Origin of the sequence: Saccharopolyspora sp. CA-218241, assembly GCF_050954615.1 — a bacterium.
Classification (GTDB): Bacteria; Actinomycetota; Actinomycetes; order Mycobacteriales; family Pseudonocardiaceae; genus Saccharopolyspora; species Saccharopolyspora cebuensis.
Genome location: NZ_CP191860.1, coordinates 3922516 through 3942581, shown reverse-complemented (window position 1 = coordinate 3942581; position 20066 = coordinate 3922516). Strand labels below are relative to the sequence as shown.

Here is a 20066-nt window from a genome sequence, read left to right as displayed (position 1 = left end):
CTTAGATCATGGATCGCGAGAGGTTTCGGCCAGGGCGATAACGCTTCGGACAATCCGCTGGTCACGCCCATTGTTGCGGCTGTGACAGCCAGTACCGCCCCAGCCTGCGACACGACACCCGAACCCGACCCGTCCGCGGCCAGCCGCGGGTACGGCGGACTACACTGACTCACCTGAATGGTGCTCCTGAATCCGCGACCGATGCGATCTTCAGCAAGCCGTTTTATCGTAGTTCAGGGCACAATTCTCCGTTCACGGCACACCGCCGATCCCACACCGCCGTGAAAGCCCCGGGCTAGGCTCGACGGCTGGCAGGCTCACGCGGTCGTCGCCGACCTCACGTAGCCGTCGAATCCCTTGCAAGAGCGCGAAAACGCCCTCGTTGCTCCAGGACTCGTCGGCGATCAGCTCACCGACGAGCTGATCATCCAGTGTGGAGTAGAGACGCAGGCCGGATGCTTCCCAGTTGGCTTCGACCTGCCCGCCGTAGCGGTCCCAGAACTCTTCATCGTCAATGACGATCAGGCACGCGAACTCGAAGTTTCCACTCACGAGGTTCAAGCCGAATCCCGTGCATTCCATCCGCATGCGGTCGGGCCGCTCCGTGAGCCATTGCATCGGCGCGGAGAATCGGCCGGGGTGCAAGGGTGCCGCCGCGCGTGACACGTCCATCGTGTTGTCGACTTCCGTTCGCCCGAACAGCTCCTCTTCCATCTCGCGAAGCAGGGTGGTCCGGAGTTGTGCGTCCGCATGGACGTCCGTCATGGGCTGGTGGAAACCCTTCGGGATCACAGACAGTCGGCGCGCGGCGTTCAGGACATGATCCGAGCGTTGTTGAATGAGAAGTGCGTAATCCCTGTTGCCGCGATAGGGGTCAGCAGGCCGAGCGATAGCGCACAATGCGAGAATGCCGCCCGCGCACAGTCGGCTTGAGAGGTCGAGAACAGACGCGAGGTCTGGGAGATACCTGTCTCGCAGTGGCAACGCGGCAGGCTGAGGAGAGGTGCCTTCGGAAATCGAGTCGATGAGTTCCTTTTCAAGAACGTCCAGGGTCGCGGCGTACTCGGCGAACGGTGCGAGACCGGCGGAACCAGCGATCGTGCCGCCCCCGACGTCGATGTCCAGCAGCCGGTAGAGAGGCGCATTCGCGACGCGCACGCCCAGCGCGGCAGCCTCGGCGAGCCGACGCACCGCGTGGTCCACGCCTGATCCAGACGCGCGCGAACCACCGGGCGCGGTGCTCAAGGACAGGTGATCGTGCCCCTGTCCGAGTGGACACGCGAGATCCAGCCAGTCGTGCCGGGTGAGGAGGCTCGTCGTGATGTCCCGGCGCCCGTCGTTCACCCGATACAGCTCATACCCAGGCTCGTGCCCGTAGTAGTCGGACAGCACGCGCGCGATCTCACTTCGGCGGACTCTGTCGCGCCGCGCATGCCGGGTGAGCAGGTCATCGGTGTTCAGCTTCCCGAGCTGCGACATCACCCGTCGACGAGTCGTCTCAGGCGTCCACCCCGCGAACTCGTCCAGCCAAGCAAAGGACTTCGCCATGTCGACACGGGTTTCCGGCGTCTGCACCGCAGGCGTGGTCGAGTCGCGGTGACTGGTCCCGAGCTGCCCGAGCATCGATGGTGAAGCTGCGGCTTGTTCGTGCTCCCGGACCGTGGCGTCGTCTGATGGCGACGTGGGAGCGGCCAGCAGCTCATCGATGCGAAGGCTGAAGATGCGTTCGAGCAGCCGGGCGGTCGACGGGCGGAGTCGGCCGAGTGGCCGGCCGTTCGGCCCGCGTCCTGCCGCCAGGCGTTGCAGGTGGCGGGCGCTGAGCGTGCCGGGCTCGTTGTGGTCGCGCGCGAACGCCTCGGCGAACTCGGCGAACTCCTGAAGCGTCTGCCGTCGCTCCCTGATCTTCAGTTCGAGCACTGTCCGCGCCCTCTGCATGGCGATCTCCCGTCCGCGCTCCGGGTCGTCGTATGTCGTCAGCAGGTCGTATTCAGGACGTTCCGCTGATGGAGCGCTGATGCAAGCATGATTTCAGTCTGACACGGGCCGCCTACCGGCGGTTACCCCCAAGTCGTCCGGCGGCGTCGCTGCGGCGCCCCGAGCGCCGCCGGACACGGACCACGGCCACAGCCGGATTGTGTGGCGATTCGGCTCTGGCCGTGGTCCTCCAGGATGGGAGGGCATGCGGTGAACGTGGCGGCAGAGCAAGTGGAATGGTTCCAGATCAAACCGGGACTTGTCGTCGAGTCGTTGCGCGTTGCGCACTGCGCGGCGGCGACCAGCGATGATGAAGCGATCCAGTCGTGGTGCCGCCTGAAGTTCCACCCGACCGACGTCGAAGAAACAACCGGTCCGAGCAGCGCACCGGAGCTGGGCAAGGCGCGCCCCTGCGCTCCCTGCAACGTCTGCCTGCTGAGGCTCATGGCAGCAACGGACGCGGGCAAGGACCGGGACGAGCCAGCGCAGTCATCCGAAGACAGCAGGCTTGCGGTGGTTCTCCGAAAGGCGCAATGGCTGCTCGATGACGCCGCTTACTACCTACCCCAGGGGCGTTGCGGATCCGAGGAACGCGAGCTGCTCGCGAAGACGCTGGACCAACTTGCCGTGCTCGTCCGCGAGGGTAGTACGAACGTCGCGGTCGAGCGATGACCACGCTCGCCGAACCGGTGGGACGTCACCGCCTCAACTGCGAGCCAGACGGGTACGTGACCGCATGGCGTGGCGACCTCAACCCGGACCTACCGACCAGCATTCTGCCCGCTGCGGTGCCGGACCGACCTGCGGACGGCGGGCACGCGAACCCATCGCTGGAGCTGCTCCGGGCGGTGCTGGACGGGCTGCTGCGCCTGTAGGCGCATCTACGGCTCGGCCGTGCTCGCTGCCGCGCCGACCAACGAGTCTTCCGTGACATGTTTCGTGACTCCGGCGAGAGTGCGGATCGTTGTCACGAAACATGTCACGATTGGCTGTTCGATGGCTGCTGGTATGTGCTTGGGGTGTGGCGAGGAGTTGCCGCCGGGCGCAGGTCGCGGACGGCGGGCGCGATACCACGGGCCTGCATGTCGGCAACGGGCGCGGCGAGCTCGCTTGCAGGTGGGAGACGGGCACGCTTGGGAGTCGCTGGACCGGGCCGACAACGCGATGGTGGCCGCCCGCCGGGCGATGAGCAGCGGGGGAGACCCTCGGCAGGCGATTCGGGAGCTGCTCGTCGCCGCAACCGACCTCGCCAACGCACACGGTGTCTCGGGGCAGGCTCAAAAGCGTTAAACGGTGGTCAGTCACGCCAAGGCGGACGTCACGAAAAGAGTTACAGATAATCAGGGCTGTGCTGTCGAGCATGAGCAGGAGACCGCAGCGGACGACGCGGTCGAAATTCCTGAGGGAGGGCGGCGCCTGACCCCATCGGCCGTAACGAGGCAGTAGAGCTGGAAACGGTTCACTTGGAGCGGTTCTCCGACTTTACCCAGACAGGGCGATGGGTCGTCCTCTGCGGCTTCGAGGAGAACCCGCGTCTGCTCGGGTACCTGGACGCAGACGGCATCACGGGTAAGAAGTGGCACGCGCTCGGGCCGATGCTGACACGAGTCTCGGACCGTCCGTGTCGAACGAGGAAGGAAGCCCTTCTTCGACTGCTGGACTGGCACACGACCGCGCGCTGACCCACGTACCGACCCGATCAGCGTGCGGAACCAGTGGAGATCGTGCCGCCTACCTACCGATGACGGCTCGGCATGGGTGGACCGAATGGACGGAAGTCCATGTCCGAACTTCTGCTGCCATGTTCAGGCTCTATCCGGAGCCCCCGGGACGCGTTGGGACACATAGCAACGTCCGTCCCACCCGGGCCGGGTGGCTGCTTTTTGCAGTTCACAGACGCCGTCTTCCTGTCCGTCGAGCTGTCCCAGACATGGGTTCGGTGGGACACTGGGACGGCCATGAGGACGCTCGCCAACTGACCTCGTGCGGCCGAAACCGAATGTCAAATGCGTCTGACGCCGGACGGGCCTGTGGAGGTTCGGCGGACGGTTCGCCTGGTGGCTCTCAGTCTACGCCGTAAGACCCGTTCCTTTGGCTTCGCTTGTTTCCGCAGGTCATCATATGTCTCCTCCTGTACTGTCCTAAGACATGGTAGGCAGAAGTCAGATCACTCGAATGGACCAATGACCCTGCTGCTTCCCGGAAATTTCCAACGGCTCTCCAGAAAGTACCGTGAAACGGTACAGTTCCACACGCGGACTTGAAAAGGTTGCAGTACCTTCAAGCTGATTCTGACGAGGAGGATGCCATCACTGGGTTGGAGAGCGCCGCAATGAAGGTTGGCGGCACCGTAGCAGCTTATGGCGCGAGGACCTGGTTACAGCGACGCCGTGCGGCATTTGAGCGTGGCGCCAGCCTGGCTGAGTTGGCACAAGCAGAACTTAAAAGCCCCTTGCAGCGGAATAAGCTGGACAATCTGGTTCAGCGTATTGGCTATCAGGTTGCCGAACAGTTGACACCGGTACTGGTCCAGCGGTTCAGTACGCTGCCTGAAAATGAGGTAAACGCGGCGATTCTCGCCGTCGTGGACGTTCTAGACCAAGCGGATTTGTCAGATGACGCTCTTTTTGAAGCCGACGCAGATCCAGAGCAACTTGCCCGGAGGCTGCGAGAACAATTTCCTGGCCGCGCTAAGGCCAGCCTCCTTTCGGAGCGGGCAGGCGCGTTGTATGAGTTGGCACTTGACCAGGCATGCCGACATTTGGTGCAGGTAATCCGCTATTTGCCGCCGTTTCAACCTGCGGCGCTCGCCGAAGTTCTTGGGCGTCTTTCTTCGCAGTCTGAGCAACTCGATATGCTACTAGCGCGCACCCCAAAGACAAGCCTGCATGCGCCGCGCGGAACTGATCAAGATGCGAGTTTCCGCAATGAGTACCTACGCTTCTTAACGAAAAACCTCGATCGGCTCGAGTTGCTGGGCCTACCGGGTGACGATCAACCCACGCTCGCATTAACTGTCGCGTACCTTAGCCTCAGCGTCTCTAGTGATCCAGTTCGTACACGCAACGTCCGACGCCTCAACAAGGTGCGAGCAGATAGTTGGTTTGAGCAAATCGCGACGCCGAGAGAGGCAGAGGGCGTTCCAGTCGAAGCAGCTATGGCGGGCGAATTTCGGACATTACTGCGCGGTGATGCAGGTTCCGGTAAAACCACCTTACTGAACTGGCTCGCTGTGAGGGCGGCAAGAGGTGAGTTCAGCGGATCATTGAGCGATTGGAACGGTTGCGTTCCATTCCCAATACGATTGCGCAGCTTCGCGTCAGGGGAACTGCCGTCTCCTGAACAGTTCGTACGGCACTGCGCAGGTACGATTGCCGAATTGATGCCTGCCGGCTGGGCGCATCGTCAGTTACGTGCGGGCAAGGCTATGCTTCTGATTGACGGAGTAGATGAGGTCCCGGCGTCGCGGCGTCGCGCCGTAAAGCTATGGCTACGCGAGTTGGTGCAAAGCTTTCCAAAAACTCGAGTTGTAGTCACCGCACGTACCGCTGCGGCCGATCATCGATGGCTCGCTGACGAGAACTTCGCCACGGTAACGCTGGAGCCGATGACTCCCGAGAGCGTTCTCAGTTTTGTCGGGCGATGGCACGAGGCCGCCAACGCTGCAGGCACGGAGTACAACGTGGCCGCAGCTGAACGCAGGCTGCGTGGTCAGCTAGAGAGGGAGCACCTGCGTGAGCTCGCCGCGACTCCGCTGCTATGTGCAATGCTCTGTGCGTTGAATCTCGCACACCGCTCGGAACTTCCTCGCAATAGGATGGACCTCTACGCCAAGGCATTGGCTATGTTGTTGCATCTACGTGATGCCGAACGCGGCATCACGGGTCTGCTTAGCGACCCAGAGAAAAGGGTGCTACTACGAGATCTTGCCTGGCGTCTGACGTTAGCCAACCGCATTGAATTATCGGCTTCTGATGCGTTGGAGCACTTGGAACGCAAATTGCCGGGCATGCCCAATGTGACCGGAGATGCGAAAACACTACTTAAACACTTGCTGGAGCGCAGTGGTGTAATTCGCGCACCGATTCCTGGAAAAGTGGATTTTGTCCACCGTACCTTTCAGGAATACTTAGCAGCAGATGAAGCTATCCAGCAGCACCACGTGGAAACGCTGATCGGGCACGCGCATCTCGATACGTGGTGGGAAACTATAGTAATGGCATGCGGTCACGCGACGGCCAAACAAGCAAGTCAGTTGCTTAACGGGATTCTGAACCGGTCAGAGGAGGATCGCAATGAAGCCAGACATCTCAGATTGCTTGCCGCCGCTTGCTTAGAGACAGTGCAGGATATCGATCCTACAGTCCGCTCACGCGTTGATGCTATGGTGGAAGAAAAGCTCGTGCCGCCGCGAGACCTCCGTGAGACAGGATCATTAGCCGCTGTAGGGCATCGTGTGCTGCGTTACCTTCCCGACAATCTGAGTCAATTATCCGATGCCAAAGCGGCGGCGACGGTCCGTACTGCAGCCTTGACGGGAATTGCTGACGCTCTTCCTCTCTTGGCTAGCTACGCACTAGATCCGCGGTCTGATGTACAACTCCAGATTGAGAAAGCGTGGCAGTACTTTGAGCCCGAGCGATTTGCCGATTCGGTACTTGCGCAATCCCCCCTGAACAAAGGAAGGATTGCGGTGCATTCCCGTCGTTTCTTGCCGTATGTAACAAGCCTACAGGCGCTTACGTCCTTGGCGGTAGAGCTCCCTTATCATGAACCGATTGACGATCTTAAATTGTTGACAGGGATTCCATCGCTAGAGAATTTGTCACTATTTTGCATGAGGGACCAGAATCTAGATCTTCGGCCGCTAAGTGAACATGTAAATCTCAAGACCCTCGAAATTCGAAGCGCGAAAAATTTCGCTAATACGAGCGCGCTACATCATTTGCGTGAGCTAAGGTCGCTCACCTTGACTCCTACATCGCCGTGGCGATCTATAGAATTTTTCTCGCAAATGCGAAATCTGGACAGTCTAGTCGTGTTCGGTTTAAGTCGGCTGGAAAACCTTGCACCAATTAGTCATCTAAACTTGACGAGTCTCCTGCTTGAGGGCTGCAAGGAGCGAGCATTGGAGAATCTAGCCCCAATGGAAAGCGTTATACGGCTGGCCTTATTCTATTCGGGCGAAAAAGGTGAATTTCGTGCGGGTAGAGAAGGTGATATTTCGATGCTGCCTGAATCGTTTCCTTCTGTGGCCCACATTAATCTTTCCGGTTTTGAGGGCGTTGACCTGACGCCGCTTGCGAAGCTGCCGATCCGATCGATAATGCTGCAGAATTCCAATAAAATCGATCTCTCGCCTCTCGCGCAGATTGCCCACTTGCATAGCCTGCATATTCTTAACATGTCGGCCGATATTGATCTGAGCCCATTGGCTGATTTGGAAATCGAACTAAGGTTGGATCGATTTACTCGTACGCGCGCAGGATTGGACAGGCTGGGGCCTGGCGTGAAAATTGTCGATTGGCCCTAGAGTTAGGGTTGAAGGTCCCAGCATATTACGCCAAATGGGGTGCTTTCTATCGCTGTACATGCACTGTGGTGACGGGCATCGCTGTCACGACACGGAGCGACAGGTGCTCTCCTGCCCTCCGCGCTAGCTGCTCGGCAGCCGGACCCGTGTGGATAGTGCGCAAGTCCGTCCTCCGACACGCATCTGCGTGATATTTCCCCAGCGAGAGTTGTCGTTGGACTCTACACCGGAGTGGCTGGTCAGCCACTCCGGTTGTCGTGTTTTCGCCCCGCGTGGCGTCCGGCCCGGGTCGGGTGGTGGCCGTGGCTGAGGACGTCGTGGCCGGTCTCGTGCCCCCGGTCGGACAGGAACGCCGGGAGGCCGGGCGGGTGCCGGTGCGGTCGGCGTTGCCGGTGACGGCGGTGGCCGAGGCGGTGCCGGTGGAGTTCGTCCACGGGATGGGCCGGGTCGACGCGTCGGGCCGGGTGCTGGACCGCGAGGTGCTGCGTGCCCTGGGCTGGCGGCCCGGGCAGCCGTTGGCGATGCGGGCGGTGCCGGGGTCGGTGGTGCTGTGGCCGGACCCGTTAGCGGTGCACGGGGTGTCGCCGCGGTCATGTGTGGTGCTGCCCGCGGCGGTGCGGGCGGGGAGCGGTCTGCGGTGCGGTGACCGGGTGCTGCTGGTGGCCGACCCCGGCCGTGAGGTCTTGGTGGTGCACGCGCTGGTGGTGGTGGAGGCCGCGTTGAGGCCGGTGCACACCGGGCTGGTCGGGGGTGATCCCCGATGAACGCCGGGCCTGATGTGGAGGCGGCGCGGCTGCTGCTGGCGCGGTTGGGTGTGAGCCCGCAGGACCTGCTGGGCGAGCCCGCCGTCCCGGCGCCGACGTTCGCCGAGTACGTCCCGCGGGTGGCCGAGGCGGTGTCGGCGGGGACGCGGCGGGTGTATCGCTCGTACTGGAACCGGGTCGTGGAGAAGTGGGGCCAGCGCCGCCTGGACGAGCCGACGCCGTTGGAGATCAAGCACTTGGCCGAACAGGTGCGGGCCGAGGTCGTGGTGCGCCGCAACGCGCGTGGTGGCCGGAGCGCGGCCGAGCACCTGATCGCGGCGTTGCGGTGCGTCTACCGGCACGCGGTGGCCGACGGGATCGTGGCGGAGTCGGCGAACCCGGCCCGCAAGGTGCCCAAACCCCGCCGCCTGCCCAGCACCCACCGGGGACTGCCGGATGCCCGGCTGGCCGAGATCAACCGGGTCGCGGCCACCACGGGCAACGACCCCGGGCTCGACACCCTCCTGCTGCGCCTCCACCTGGAAACTGCCTGCCGACGCGGCGGAGCACTGGCGCTACGGCCTCGTGATCTCGACCCGGACCAGTGCCTGGTGATGTTGCAGGAGAAGGGGGACACGGTGCGGTGGCAACCGGTCTCCCCGACCCTCATGGGGCATCTTCAGGAGCACCACCGGCAGCGCGGCGCGGGCGACGCCTCGGGTCCGCTGCTGCGATACCGGTCGGGTGCGGCGTTGACCACGCGTCGCTACGACCACCTGTGGAAACGCCTCGGCGAACATCTCCCGTGGGTGGCCACGCAACAGATCAGCACCCACTGGCTACGCCACACCACCCTCACCTGGGTCGAGCGGCACTTCGGCTACGCGGTGGCCCGCGCCTACGCCGGCCACACCGACAACACCGGCGGAGACAGCGGCACCACGACCACCTACATCCGCGCCAGCCTCCACGAAATCGCCGCAGCCCTCGCCGCCCTGACCGGCGAACCACACCCACTCGCCCCACCCGATCAAGCTCGCGCTGATCCGCCGGTGCGGTAACCAGCTCGGGGCAGGGGCCTTGACCGGGGCCTCCGCCCCGAGCCCTGGGCACAGACGTCTTGCCTGCGTCGTCGTCGTTGAGCTACTGACCGGGAAGTCGTGATCTCCGACCGGTACGTCGGCTTCAGAGAATCATCGCGGTAGGCTGCACAACCAGTGCCCCGCTGCACCCGGACCCGCGTCAACTCAAAAGCGAGGCTCGATGAGCAGCAGTTTTACCCTCGGGTCCGCACCGCCCCTACGAGGGGTCGCAACCGGTAGGACTGGGCGATGTCGCCGAGTGTCTGGGCGTCCGCACCGCCCCTACGAGGGGTCGCAACGCGCTGCACCACGCCATCGCGAGGGACAAGGCGCGGAGTCCGCACTGCCCCTACGAGGGGTTCGCAACCCTGGTGCGCGGGCCGGTAGAGATCCGCGGCGGAGACCAAGGTCCGCACCGCCCCCACGAGGGATCGCAACGGGTGGCGGTGTGGTGCTCCAGGACGCCACGGGGGCGGTCCGCACCGTCCCTACGAGGGGTCGCAACAACTCCGTGCTCGGCGTCGACCACTCCTGGCCGCGTCGGCACCGTCCCTACGAGGGGTCGCAACGTACGAATGACCGCAGTCAGGTTGCCGATGTTCCACTTCCGCACCAGCTCCTACGAGCGGCCGCAACGAGCGGCCCCGGATGTACAAGTCCAACGTCGGCGCCGGTCCGCACCGCCTACAAGGGGAGGCAACGCGCTGAGCGCCGGCCTTGCCGGACTCGCCCAGCTCGTCCGCACCGCTGCCCCACCGAGGGGTTGCAACAAAAGGTACGGATAAGGAGGGCGGCCACTGACCTGCATCGCCCTGTTAAAGGACTACAAGACCATTTCCTGGCTTGGCGTTCTCAAAGTCGCCAGGATGTCGGACCGTCTTCGACACCGCGCCGTCATACAATGACGTAAAAAGGAAGGGCAGTGGGATGCCTTCACTGTTCTGCGAGTGGATTCGGAAGTGCGGTATTCGCCGCACGTGTGGCCGTGCGTTTGATCAGCGTTGTATGAGTGCGGTGGCTTCGTTTTTGATGTCGGCCTCGATGTCGGGGCGTTGGCCTGGCACGTCCTCCCACTCACTGGCGAGGTGGACGAACTTGGTCAGGAGCGGTTCCACTGCGGGGATGGCGCGGGCCAGGCGCCAGAGCTTCCGTGCGTCCTCGTAGGGCTCGACGTTGCCTGAGGTGATGTCGCGGGCGATGCTGTGAGCCACGGTTGTCGCGGCGCTCTTGGCGTCGAAAGGGCCAGCGTTGAGTGCGGTGAGGGCTTCGTCGATTAGCGGTTGGAGGTCTTCGTGGCGCGTCTCGACGGGAGACAGCGTGGAGATCGCGACGAGGGGCTCGGGCGGGTGTGGTGTGCTGATGAGGTCGACCGCGGCGTTGATCACCTCGTCGGCGCTGGTCATGTCCAGCCTGTAGCGGGCGGCGGCGAGCAGCAGCCTGCTGGTGTCCACGTCCTGGTCCTCACTCGCTGGGGAATTTGTGCTTGAATTCTACGCGGTTGCCGGTCGGGCCGTGCTCGTACCAGTGCGTTTCGAAGGTGCGTCCTTCATTGTCGGTGTAGCTGGTGCTTGATTTTTTTACCCATTCCTCAGGAGTACCGCCGTGTTCGGCGGCGAGGCGGGGTGCATCGCGCAAGGCGGTCTTGGTGCCGTGCCCGGCGATGGCGATGCCCTTCTCGGTCATCTGGCTTTCCTTGGCCAGTGCGATCGCCAGATCTCGTCCTGAAGTCGCGCTGGAGGCGGGTGGCCCGTCGCTCGGTTGTGCTGTCTGCTCGGCTGCTCTGCCCGCGCGCGCTGCGCGGATGGCCGCTCCGGCGCCGACGGTTCCGGCGGTGACCGCTCCGTCAAAAGTGAGCTTACCCAGTGCACGCCCGGGATTTCGGGCCCAGGTGTCCCAGTCCACAGCGGCTTGGTGAAGCTGACGGGATGCGTGGCGGCGGCTTTGATCCCGCTCGCGAGGTCCGCCATGTCCTGGCCGTACTGGGCTGGGTCGGTGATTAGATGATGAGGGGAGATCGTGCCGATGAAGCTTGCTGCTTCGGTGGCTGCGGCGCCGATACCTCCACCGATCTCACCGACGAAGGTCGCTGCTTGCTCAACGAGCGTGGGAGCGGTGGGCGCTTGGTCGCGCGCTCCGGCGACGGCGGCCTGAGCGCGGTTGCCGGCTTCCTGCAGTTGCTGTCGTGCTCGGTCGAGTTGCTGGTGGGCGGCTTCGCGTAACTGTTGGCCAGGGTCGGTGAACGGAAGGTCCGGTGTCGGGGCGCCTTCACGTTGTGCTTGTGCTTCAGCCCGCGCCGCGTCGGCCTGGTACCGGGCGAGTGCTTGTTCGGAAATCCGGCGCCCGTGCTCCCACACCACAGCGGCGTGTTCGGCTTCGCGTTGCGCCCAGTCGAAGACCTCGGCGTAGCTCACCAGTGCCTCGGCCGCGTGGTGGAATGCATCGCCACTGGTCAGCCAACGTGCCGGTTCGCCATCGAAGTAGTCGTGGAAGGCGTCGGTGGCAGGGCCGTGCCAGCCGCCGGCATCCAGCTCGCGCAGTCCTTCACCGGCTTGGAACAGTGCATTGCCCACGCTCGTCAGCGTTTCGGCACTGCGTCGCACCAGGTCGGTAGTACGGGGACGAGCAGCCGCGGGTTGGTCGTTTCTCCGAGTTCCGGTGCCACGATCGCGTCAATTCCCGCTGAGCTGGTCTGCGATGCTGAGATCGGTTCGCAGGTAGTCGTCCGCCGTGTCGCTGAGCCGCTCGGCTAGGGCGTGTCTCCTAAGCTCGTGCAGGTTCGGGTCGCGATGGTGGATGGATGAGCCGACGAAGCATGCTGTCCGACGCCCACTGGGAGACGATCGAGCCCCCACTCTCAGCTCAACGCCCCTGGTCAGGAAGGCCGAGGCGGGATCATCGCCAGGTGGTCGAGGGAATCATCTACCGCTATCGGTGCGGGATCGCCTGGCGGGACCTCCCCACCGACTTCGGGCCGTGGCAGACAGTCTGGAAACGACACCGCGCCTGGTCCGCGGACGGGACCTGGGACCGCATCCTCGACGCCCTCCTGGTCCGCGCCGACGCGAATGGGGACCTGGACTGGTCGGTCGCGGTCGACTCGACGATCTGCCGGGCTCACCAGCACGGCACCAACCTCCAGCGCATCACAGGGGGGCGCTGTGGAATCACAAGAATCTGCGCGAGGAGCCTGCTGACCATGCGCTAGGGCACTCCCGTGGCGGGCTGTCGACGAAGATTCATCAGCTCGTCGACGGTCACGGCCTGCCTCTGGTGATTCTGTGCGGTCCCGGGCAGGGCGGGGATTCGCCGATGCTTGCCCCGCTGCTCGATGGCCTCTCCGTCGCGCGGCAAGGACCTGGCCGACCGCGTACGAGACCGGTGATGCTGCGTGGCGACAAGGCCTATTCCTCCCGTGCCACCCGGCAGGCTCTGCGGCGGCGTGGGATCAAGACGGTGATTCCCGAGCCCCGCGATCAGCAGCAGCACCGCCGAAATCGCGGTCCTCGCGGTGGTCGTCCCGTCGGTCTCGATGTGGAGGCCTACCGGGGTCGCAACGTCATCGAGCGCGGCTACAGCGACGTGAAGCAGTGGCGGGGCCTGGCCACCCGCTACGACAAGCTCGGCCTGACCTACCGTGCCCGGAGCCGTCCTCCGAGCCATCGTCCAATGGCTCAACCACCTGCTCTAGAGACGGGCCCTAGCCCACCATGGCCCGGACGTAGCCATTGGGCTCGCCCGACAGTGCAGCCTTCGCGGCCCGACTCTCGGGGTCGACGAGCACCTCGGCCGTGCCCGCCTCCAGTCCGTCGAGCGACGCGCGCACGACGTCTTCCGGTGAGATTTTCGGGATGTCGAACCCGGCGGAAAAGTCCGTGTCGACAGCGCCGAAGTGCAGGTTCTGCACCAGGACGCCAGCCGGCGCGAGCTCTGACCGGAGGCCGTTGGACAGGCTCCATGCGGCCGACTTCGTCGCCCCATAGGCGCCGTTCTGCGGCGGCGAGAACCATGCGATGGCTGAGAGCACGTTAACGACGGCGCCTCGCCACGCGCGGAGCGCGGGTGCAAAGGCCCGGGTGAGTTCCCACGGTCCGAACACGTTCGTGTCGAACAGCCGACGCGCCGTCTCGAGGGACCCGGTAAGCAGCGACTCGAATACCACGGCGCCGGCGTTGTTGACCAAGATGGTGGTGTCACCGGCTACATCCGATGCGCTGGTGATCTCATTGCGGTCGGTGACATCCAGGCGCACGACCTCCACGCGCGGGTCGTCGCTCAACTCGGCATCGATCGACAGCGGATCGCGCACGCCGGCATAGACCTTGTCCGCCCCTCGCGCCAGGAGCCCTGAGACGAATGCGCGACCGATACCTCGGTTCGCGCCGGTCACGAAAGCGGTTTGTCCATTGACTCTCATCGAGCATCCTCTCGTCGGTTCGCCTCGCCGTCGACGGGCTTCACCGACGCTAGGACCTAACATTGGTGTGAGGGGCAAGCGGCTGAAGGGGTCGGGTATGAGGATCGGAGAGCTCTCCCGTGCCACGGGTGTGAGCATCAGGTCGCTGCGCTACTACGAGGAGCAGCGACTGCTCGCAGCCGACCGCACGCCAGCGGGGCAACGTGTCTACGCCACGGACGCGCCGGACCGTGTACGGCTGATCCAGTGCCTCTACTCAGCCGGCTTGCCCAGCAGTTCCATCGTGCTGCTGCTTCGCTGCGAGTCGACCGGGCGCGTCAGCACCGGCATGCTTGAGGAGGTTCGCGGACAGCGGGAGTCCATCGCGCGCCGGCTCGAGCAGTTGACAATAGCGGCCGCCAGGATCGACGCTCTCATCGACACTATGGCGGCGGCCAGCGACGGACCGCACGTCGACGCCGCTGGCTGAGGAGACACGTCCTAGCCACAGCGGGCGTCTCCGGTACCGCCCTCAGGAGAGTTCGTAGACTTCACCCCCCCGTCGACGCCGTTGCTCGCCGCTTTTCGATCATCCACACCAGGAGGACGGCGACTACTTGAGCGAGGACCGACAGCAGCATGTACGGCCCAGCAGATCTACCCGCTCGTGGCAAGGGCGGAGGGCCCGGGGCGCCTCCCTCCCGTCGCTTCGGACCTCCTCGACGAGCTGAGCGCCAGGGAGCTACGACCGATCCAGCACCGCGCCGTGCAGGCGCTCCAGCGACGCCTGGTGGAGAAGCATCCTGAGCCGCCGACGGGGTGATCGTGCGCCGGCAAGCAGCGATGACGATACCGCCCCCACCACGCTGTCCGAGGTGATCACCTTCCTGGTCTTCGCGCCGGTGCTGGTGATCGAGTTTCAGGCGTACGTCCTGGCGATGCTCGGCGCCATCATCCACGGGAGGTCGACCTTCGACGACCGGCGGCAACACGGCTCGTCCCGGGCGGGCGGGTATCTCGCCGGGGTGAGGGACACCCTCCGCCTCTACCCGGCGATCATCGCGGTGCTCCTGGTGGTCGCCTTCATCGAGGCCACCACATCCTGGCTCGCGCACTGACCGACACCGCGCCAGGGTGTAGCCGTACGGTCGAGAGCGCTCAGCTCCCCGCCCTGCTCGCCGCGACATCTCCCGACGCGCACGCCGGATCCAGCCAGCCGGCCTTCGCGGTTCGAGTTCCTCCTCCAGATCTGCCAGCTTCGGCAGATGAGCCTTGGGCACGACCAGTACGTGACCTGCCGTGACCGGGTCCACGTCCATGAACGCCAGGACAGTCGCCGACTCGAACACGACGGAGGCATCGAGCTCCTGTGCGGCGATCAGGCAGAAGACACAGCCGTCGGTGGTCATCAACCGATGGATTGCGGGAGGCCGCGTCGTCGCGGGAGAGCTAGGGATCCTTCTATGTTCGTCAAGCCGGGTTGATGGCTGGCTCGGCGGAGTTGAGGATCCCTAATCCGGTAGGCCGTCGATACGCTCGGTTCGCTGTCCGGTCACGATGGTTTCGGCAGGATCCGTTTCGTGGATGCCCGCGCAACCGTGCTGGAGATCTACTGTCCCTCGGCGTCCCGGGCGGAGTCCGTGGGACCTTCGAGCGCCAGCTGGTGCGCCTGGCGCAGCGCCTCTACCTGGGCGGAGTTGTAGAGGTCGGTGACCGCCTGGGCGAGGTCCTCTAACGCGGTGCGACTGACGATGCCCAGCGGCGGGGTCCGCGTGCCCGGGTACTGCTCGTGGATCGTTCGGAGCACTGGAGCCAAACGTGCGGCGACTGCTCGGATCTCGTCGGCGGTGGCGTCCGAGGCGAGCTCGTCGAAGGCATCGTCGGCCTCCCGGTGGTGCTCAACGATGGCCCGCATGTCCTGGCGGCCCTGCTCGTCGTAGAACTGGGCGCTGATCATGACCATCGCGCGGTCGGCAGGTGTGAGATCGTCTGCGAGGTCGGCGAACCCTGCGGGGACGTCGGGATCGGTGCGATGGCGCAGGAGGTCAGCGATCGCGACCCGCAACTGCTGCTGGTGGGTGATGGAGGCGGCGAGCTGGGAATCGAGGGCGCGGAGCGTCCGTGTGAAGGCCTCACTGGTTTCTTCGAGCTCCGCGATGCTCGACAACGGCATGCCCAGCTCTCGCAGGCGTCCGATCTGCAGCAACCGCACGAGATGGGGCGTGCCGTACTGCTTGTAGCCGTTCCCGGCCCGGGCGGGCTCTTCGAGGAGTCCGATCGCGTGATAGTGCCTGACAGTCTTGACGGTGGTGCCCGCGAGGTCGGCGAGCCGACGCGTGCTCCAGGCCATCAGAGGTCGCTCAGCAGGTCGGGCATGCGGCCATCTTTCCCGCTGGGACGGGGGATGGGAAGTCGGTCCTTGACTGTGCCCCCAGGGCATCGTTTCAGCTGAGGGCACCGATCGCATTCCGCTGAAGGAGCCTATGACCGTGCGTGCCGCGTCCGTTTCCCACCGATTCGAGGCCGAGGACCTGTTCTGCGACCCGACTTTCTCCCACCCCGTGATCTCCCCCGACGGCACCACACTCGCTTATCTGGCGCCGGCAGGTGGGCGGAGGAACGTCTGGGTGCGGGGGATCGGTCAGGAACATGAGGAGGCCCGCTGTGTCACCCACGACTCCCGACGAGGAATCCTCACCTTCTTCTGGTGCGACGATCCTCGCTGGCTGCTCTACCTCCAGGACACTGATGGGAACGAGGATTGGCACCTGTTCCGGGTGGACCTCGAGCATCCTGAGGCGCCGCCGTACGACCTGACCCCTTTGGAGCCAGGATCGCGGGTGTTCTTTGCAGAGCCGATGCCCTCCCGGCCCGGGACGGTGCTGGCCACGATGAACCAGCGGCCCACGCGCCTGGACATGTTCCTGGTCGACGTGAGCACCGGCGAGATCTCTCTGCTGCACGAGCAGGCCGAGGCCGGGGTGGACCTGCTGCTGGACCGCGATGGCGAACCGGCATTCGTCTCGAGGGTCACCGAGGACGGGAGTACCGAGTTCTCCGCGATCGACGCTGTCACTGGGCAGCAACGCCCTCTGCTGCGCGCCGGCGGGGCCGAGCAGCCCATGGGGGTCGAGGTGCAGCGCTCCACGCCCGATGGCATGGGCCTCGTCCTCAGCCTCTATCTCGAGGACGATGACCTGCAGCTGGTACGTATCGACCGGGAGACCGCGGAGGTGACCGTGCTGGCCGCCGTCCCGGGGCGGAGTCTGGACATCATGGGCATGCTGGCCCCCGGCGTGCTGCCACCCACCCTGTTCATCGATCGGGCGACGGGGGAGATCCTTGCCGCACGCTTCACGGGGCACCGCCCCCACATCGAAGTGGTCGACCCGGGATTCGCCGCGGTGCACACGGCGCTGAGCGCGCTCTCGGACGGTGTGCTCGGCTCCCTGAGCTCGGACACCTCTGGGACGCGCTGGGTCGCCACCTTTCTCCACGACCGCGAACCGGAGGCCTGGCTGTACGACCACGCCACCGGTCGCAGCCGCCGCCTGTTCCGGTCGTATCCGCATCTGGACCCCGCGCATCTCGCACCCATGGAACCGGTCCGGATCCTCGCCCGGGACGGGTTGGCGCTGCACTCCTACCTCACCCTTCCCGTCGGCGTCACCGCCAGGAAGCTGCCGCTGGCGCTCGTGGTGCACGGCGGACCGTGGGCGCACGACAGCTGGGGCTTCAGCGCACAGGCCCAATTTCTGGCCGACCGCGGGCACGCAGTGCTGCAGGTGAACTTCCGCGGCTCCACCGGCTGCGGCAGGCGCCACACTCTCGCCGCGCGTGGCGAGTTCGCCGGCGCCATGCATACAGACATCCTGGACGCGGTGGACTGGGCCGTCGACCGCGGCATCGCCGACCCGGATCGGGTGGGGATCATCGGCGGCTCCTACGGCGGGTACGCCGCCCTCGTCGGTGCGGCCTTCACCCCGGAACGCTTCTCCGCGGCCGTGGATCTCGTCGGTATCGCGGACCTGTCGAGCTTCCTGCGCAGTCTTCCGCCCGTGAGTCGCCCGTACATCGCCAGCAACTGGCTCGCCTACGTCGGCGACCCGGACAACCCCGCGCAGGAGGCGGACATGCTCGCCCGTTCCCCGATCAGCAGGGTCGATGCGATCACTACTCCACTGTTGATCGCGCACGGCGCGAACGACGCCAGGGTGCGGCGCGAGGAGTCGGACCGGATCGTCACCTCGATGCGCGATCGCGGGATCCCAGTCGAATACCTGCTGGCCGACGACGAAGGCCACGGCTTCGGCAATCCCGAGAACGAGATCCGCCTGCAGCGCGCGATCGCCGCGCATTTCGCCCAACACCTGACCTGAGCCGGAATCCCCACGTGCGGGCCCGTCGTTAACGGTTCCCAATACGGCGCAGAAGTGCACTTTCGCGACACATCCGTCGCGCTGGGTATACCCCATCGAAAAATGTCATCGTCGTGCCGACGGCCGGAGGTCTGTCTCGTGGATCCCATCGATGACTGCCGTGCTGAGTCGACCGCCGACCCAGTACGTGCTCGCACCTTGCGCTTCAGCCGCGTGTCAACCTACACTTGACAAATGCAATCGTCAGTGACATCTGCAGTTCAGGCTCTGAAGGCTCACACGGACGCACTCCTGGCGGCTCGCGTCCTGACAAGCACTGACGACTGGGCGGAGTCGATAGGGCGCGCAGTGAGCATCCAAGCGGCAGCCGATGACGTAGTGCGTGCAGTCGTGGGGCAGGCCCGCCACGAGGGCGCCACGTGGCAAGTGATCGGCGACGCCCTAGGCGTGAGCCGGCAGGCAGCGTTCCAGCGCTACGGCAGACCGACAGATCCACGAACAGGAGAGCCCATGACGTCTCCCCCGCTTCCTGAGGCGGCACAGCTAGCCGTTGCCGTCATCGACGACCTGGCCTCGGGGCAGTGGCCCCGCATCGCCGAGCAATTCGATCCGGCTATGCGCGATGGCCTATCGGAGGATGCCCTCGCGGCCGCCTGGACACAGGTCGTCGCCATGTCGGGAGCTCTCGAGAGCCATGGAGAGCCGGAGGTCCTCCGAGCTGGTGATGTGACGGTCACGAACACGGCGCTGTGGCTGGAAGCCGGCGACTACACCGCACGGATTGCATTCCGCGACGACCGAACTATCGCCGGCCTGCACATCATGGAAAGGAAGGCATCGTGACGCCCGGCTCTGGAGCGCCCCGACCCGCACAACGACCCCGTACGGATGACGGCGATCTGCGGTCTATCGGTGTGTTCGTCGCTTTCTCATTCACCCTCGCATGGCTCGTCGCACTTCCCCTCTGGATCGGTAACGGGCTCGCCACCCCGTGGTTCCCGGTCGCGGCCATCGCCATGATGATGACTCCCGCGATAGCAGCGCTCGTCGTCGTGTTCTTCGTGGAGTCGCCGCAGCACAAGGCAGCGGCACTGGGGATCTGGCCGGTGAAACCGGTCCGGAGACTGGTCGGCTACTCGGCGCTGGGAATCGTGGTTTCTATCGCCCTGGTGCTGGTCGCACTCCCGGTCGGCGCCCTACTGGGGGTCTATCCCGCTGACTTCGTGAACTTCTCCGCGTTTCAGCAGACACTCGACGAGCAAGGCGCAGGCGCCGAGCTTCCCATACCGATCGGCGTGCTCATCGCGATCCAACTCATCACGATTCCCGCGGCGGCCCTCATCAATTTCATCCCTGCCCTGGGCGAAGAACTCGGATGGAGAGGGTGGTTGCTCCCGAAACTGCTGCCGCTCGGTACCCTCCCGGCGTTACTGATCTCGGGCGTCATCTGGGGCCTTTGGCATGCACCCTTGATTCTCCTGGGATACAACTACCCAAGTGCGCCCGGCTGGCTCGGCCTGACGGCGATGGTCATCATGTGCATCCTCGTTGGTGCCGTCTTCAGCTGGCTGAGGCTTCGGTCCGGATCAGTATGGCCTGCCGCCCTCGCTCACGCCGCGTTCAACGGCGCGGGAGGGAGCTACCTTCTCTTCGCGATGGCAGGAGAGCACATAGACACGACGCAGGCGACAATCCTCGGGTGGAGCGGGTGGATCGTACCGTTCGCACTCGTCGTGGTTCTCGTCGCCACCGGACAGTTCACACCACGAGGCTGCCCGCCGACCGGGACGGCAACGCAGCTCGACAGGGCCGGCAATTGATTCGCAGTTGTTCCGCATCGCACCGACCGGTGTGACACCGACGCGCGCTCAGCCCACGACACGCCCGTCAGGCGGAGCGCTGACAGAGAGGGCCTCCATGATTGTGCCCCGTCCACGACGATCCGACCGCTCCTCCCGATCG

At 64.7% G+C, this 20066-nt stretch carries 16 protein-coding genes and 2 pseudogenes; 11 read left to right on the top strand and 7 right to left on the bottom strand.

The window, feature by feature from the left end:
- Positions 1 to 252: 252 nt before the first annotated feature.
- On the bottom strand, positions 253 to 1917 hold the full coding sequence (locus tag ACQP0T_RS18735) for a transcriptional regulator (RefSeq protein WP_433869265.1): 1665 nt from the start codon (positions 1915 to 1917) through the stop codon (positions 253 to 255).
- A 267-nt stretch (positions 1918 to 2184) separates the two neighbouring features.
- Between ACQP0T_RS18735 and ACQP0T_RS18730 the strand changes: the two genes are divergently transcribed.
- The 5 genes from ACQP0T_RS18730 to ACQP0T_RS18710 all read left to right on the top strand — a co-directional run bounded on the left by ACQP0T_RS18730 (position 2185) and on the right by ACQP0T_RS18710 (position 9311).
- On the top strand, positions 2185 to 2646 hold the full coding sequence (locus tag ACQP0T_RS18730) for a hypothetical protein (protein WP_433869264.1): 462 nt from the start codon (positions 2185 to 2187) through the stop codon (positions 2644 to 2646).
- The gene (locus ACQP0T_RS18725; protein WP_433869263.1) at positions 2643 to 2849 is read left to right on the top strand and encodes a hypothetical protein; all 207 of its coding nucleotides are present in this window, start codon (positions 2643 to 2645) and stop codon (positions 2847 to 2849) included. Before ACQP0T_RS18730 ends, ACQP0T_RS18725 begins: the two co-directional genes overlap by 4 nt.
- Before the next feature lie 1385 nt (positions 2850 to 4234).
- Complete coding sequence (locus tag ACQP0T_RS18720; RefSeq protein ID WP_433869262.1) at positions 4235 to 7507, top strand: NACHT domain-containing protein; 3273 nt, start codon at positions 4235 to 4237, stop codon at positions 7505 to 7507.
- A 302-nt stretch (positions 7508 to 7809) separates the two neighbouring features.
- Entirely contained in the window at positions 7810 to 8271 is a 462-nt protein-coding gene (locus ACQP0T_RS18715) for a hypothetical protein (RefSeq protein WP_433869261.1), read from the top strand.
- Positions 8268 to 9311 (top strand): tyrosine-type recombinase/integrase, encoded by a 1044-nt coding sequence (locus ACQP0T_RS18710; RefSeq protein ID WP_433869260.1) that lies wholly within the window; start codon positions 8268 to 8270, stop codon positions 9309 to 9311. The genes ACQP0T_RS18715 and ACQP0T_RS18710 overlap by 4 nt, the downstream gene beginning before the upstream one ends.
- 1016 nt (positions 9312 to 10327) lie before the next feature.
- Here the strand turns inward: ACQP0T_RS18710 and ACQP0T_RS18705 are convergent.
- The 3 genes from ACQP0T_RS18705 to ACQP0T_RS18695 are packed head-to-tail and all read right to left on the bottom strand — an operon-like array spanning position 10328 to position 11932.
- A complete protein-coding gene (locus tag ACQP0T_RS18705) occupies positions 10328 to 10783 on the bottom strand; it encodes a hypothetical protein (RefSeq protein ID WP_433869259.1) in 456 nt (151 codons plus the stop codon).
- 10 nt (positions 10784 to 10793) lie between these two features.
- Positions 10794 to 11015: a hypothetical protein gene (locus ACQP0T_RS18700; protein WP_433869258.1), complete on the bottom strand. Its 222-nt coding sequence runs from the start codon at positions 11013 to 11015 to the stop codon at positions 10794 to 10796.
- Positions 11012 to 11932: a putative T7SS-secreted protein gene (locus ACQP0T_RS18695; protein WP_433869257.1), complete on the bottom strand. Its 921-nt coding sequence runs from the start codon at positions 11930 to 11932 to the stop codon at positions 11012 to 11014. Before ACQP0T_RS18695 ends, ACQP0T_RS18700 begins: the two co-directional genes overlap by 4 nt.
- Positions 11933 to 12129: 197 nt before the next feature.
- Between ACQP0T_RS18695 and ACQP0T_RS18690 the strand changes: the two are divergent.
- Positions 12130 to 12971, top strand: a pseudogene (locus ACQP0T_RS18690) (IS5 family transposase); the annotation flags it as partial.
- A gap of 58 nt (positions 12972 to 13029) precedes the next feature.
- On the opposite strand, the gene ACQP0T_RS18685 reads toward ACQP0T_RS18690, so the two are convergent.
- On the bottom strand, positions 13030 to 13746 hold the full coding sequence (locus ACQP0T_RS18685; RefSeq protein WP_433869256.1) for an SDR family oxidoreductase: 717 nt from the start codon (positions 13744 to 13746) through the stop codon (positions 13030 to 13032).
- A gap of 67 nt (positions 13747 to 13813) precedes the next feature.
- Here ACQP0T_RS18685 and ACQP0T_RS18680 point away from each other — a divergent pair, with 67 nt between their 5' ends.
- Positions 13814 to 14215 (top strand): MerR family transcriptional regulator, encoded by a 402-nt coding sequence (locus ACQP0T_RS18680; protein ID WP_433869255.1) that lies wholly within the window; start codon positions 13814 to 13816, stop codon positions 14213 to 14215.
- A 385-nt stretch (positions 14216 to 14600) separates the two neighbouring features.
- Positions 14601 to 14843, top strand: coding sequence for a hypothetical protein (locus ACQP0T_RS18675; RefSeq protein ID WP_433873885.1), 243 nt, complete (start codon positions 14601 to 14603; stop codon positions 14841 to 14843).
- A 126-nt stretch (positions 14844 to 14969) separates the two neighbouring features.
- Here the strand turns inward: ACQP0T_RS18675 and ACQP0T_RS18670 are convergent.
- Positions 14970 to 15134 (bottom strand): annotated as a pseudogene (locus ACQP0T_RS18670) (HIT family protein); the annotation flags it as partial.
- Positions 15135 to 15334: 200 nt separating this feature from the next.
- Positions 15335 to 16075: a MerR family transcriptional regulator gene (locus tag ACQP0T_RS18665; protein WP_433869254.1), complete on the bottom strand. Its 741-nt coding sequence runs from the start codon at positions 16073 to 16075 to the stop codon at positions 15335 to 15337.
- 133 nt (positions 16076 to 16208) lie between these two features.
- Here ACQP0T_RS18665 and ACQP0T_RS18660 point away from each other — a divergent pair, with 133 nt between their 5' ends.
- From ACQP0T_RS18660 to ACQP0T_RS18650, 3 genes are all read left to right on the top strand, one after another.
- Positions 16209 to 18104 carry a S9 family peptidase gene (locus tag ACQP0T_RS18660; RefSeq protein ID WP_433869253.1) on the top strand — a complete coding sequence of 632 codons (1896 nt, stop codon included), beginning with the start codon at positions 16209 to 16211 and terminating at the stop codon, positions 18102 to 18104.
- A 510-nt stretch (positions 18105 to 18614) separates the two neighbouring features.
- Positions 18615 to 18947 (top strand): DUF3887 domain-containing protein, encoded by a 333-nt coding sequence (locus ACQP0T_RS18655; protein WP_433869252.1) that lies wholly within the window; start codon positions 18615 to 18617, stop codon positions 18945 to 18947.
- A 71-nt stretch (positions 18948 to 19018) separates the two neighbouring features.
- Positions 19019 to 19924, top strand: coding sequence for a CPBP family intramembrane glutamic endopeptidase (locus ACQP0T_RS18650; protein ID WP_433869251.1), 906 nt, complete (start codon positions 19019 to 19021; stop codon positions 19922 to 19924).
- Positions 19925 to 20066: the final 142 nt, after the last annotated feature.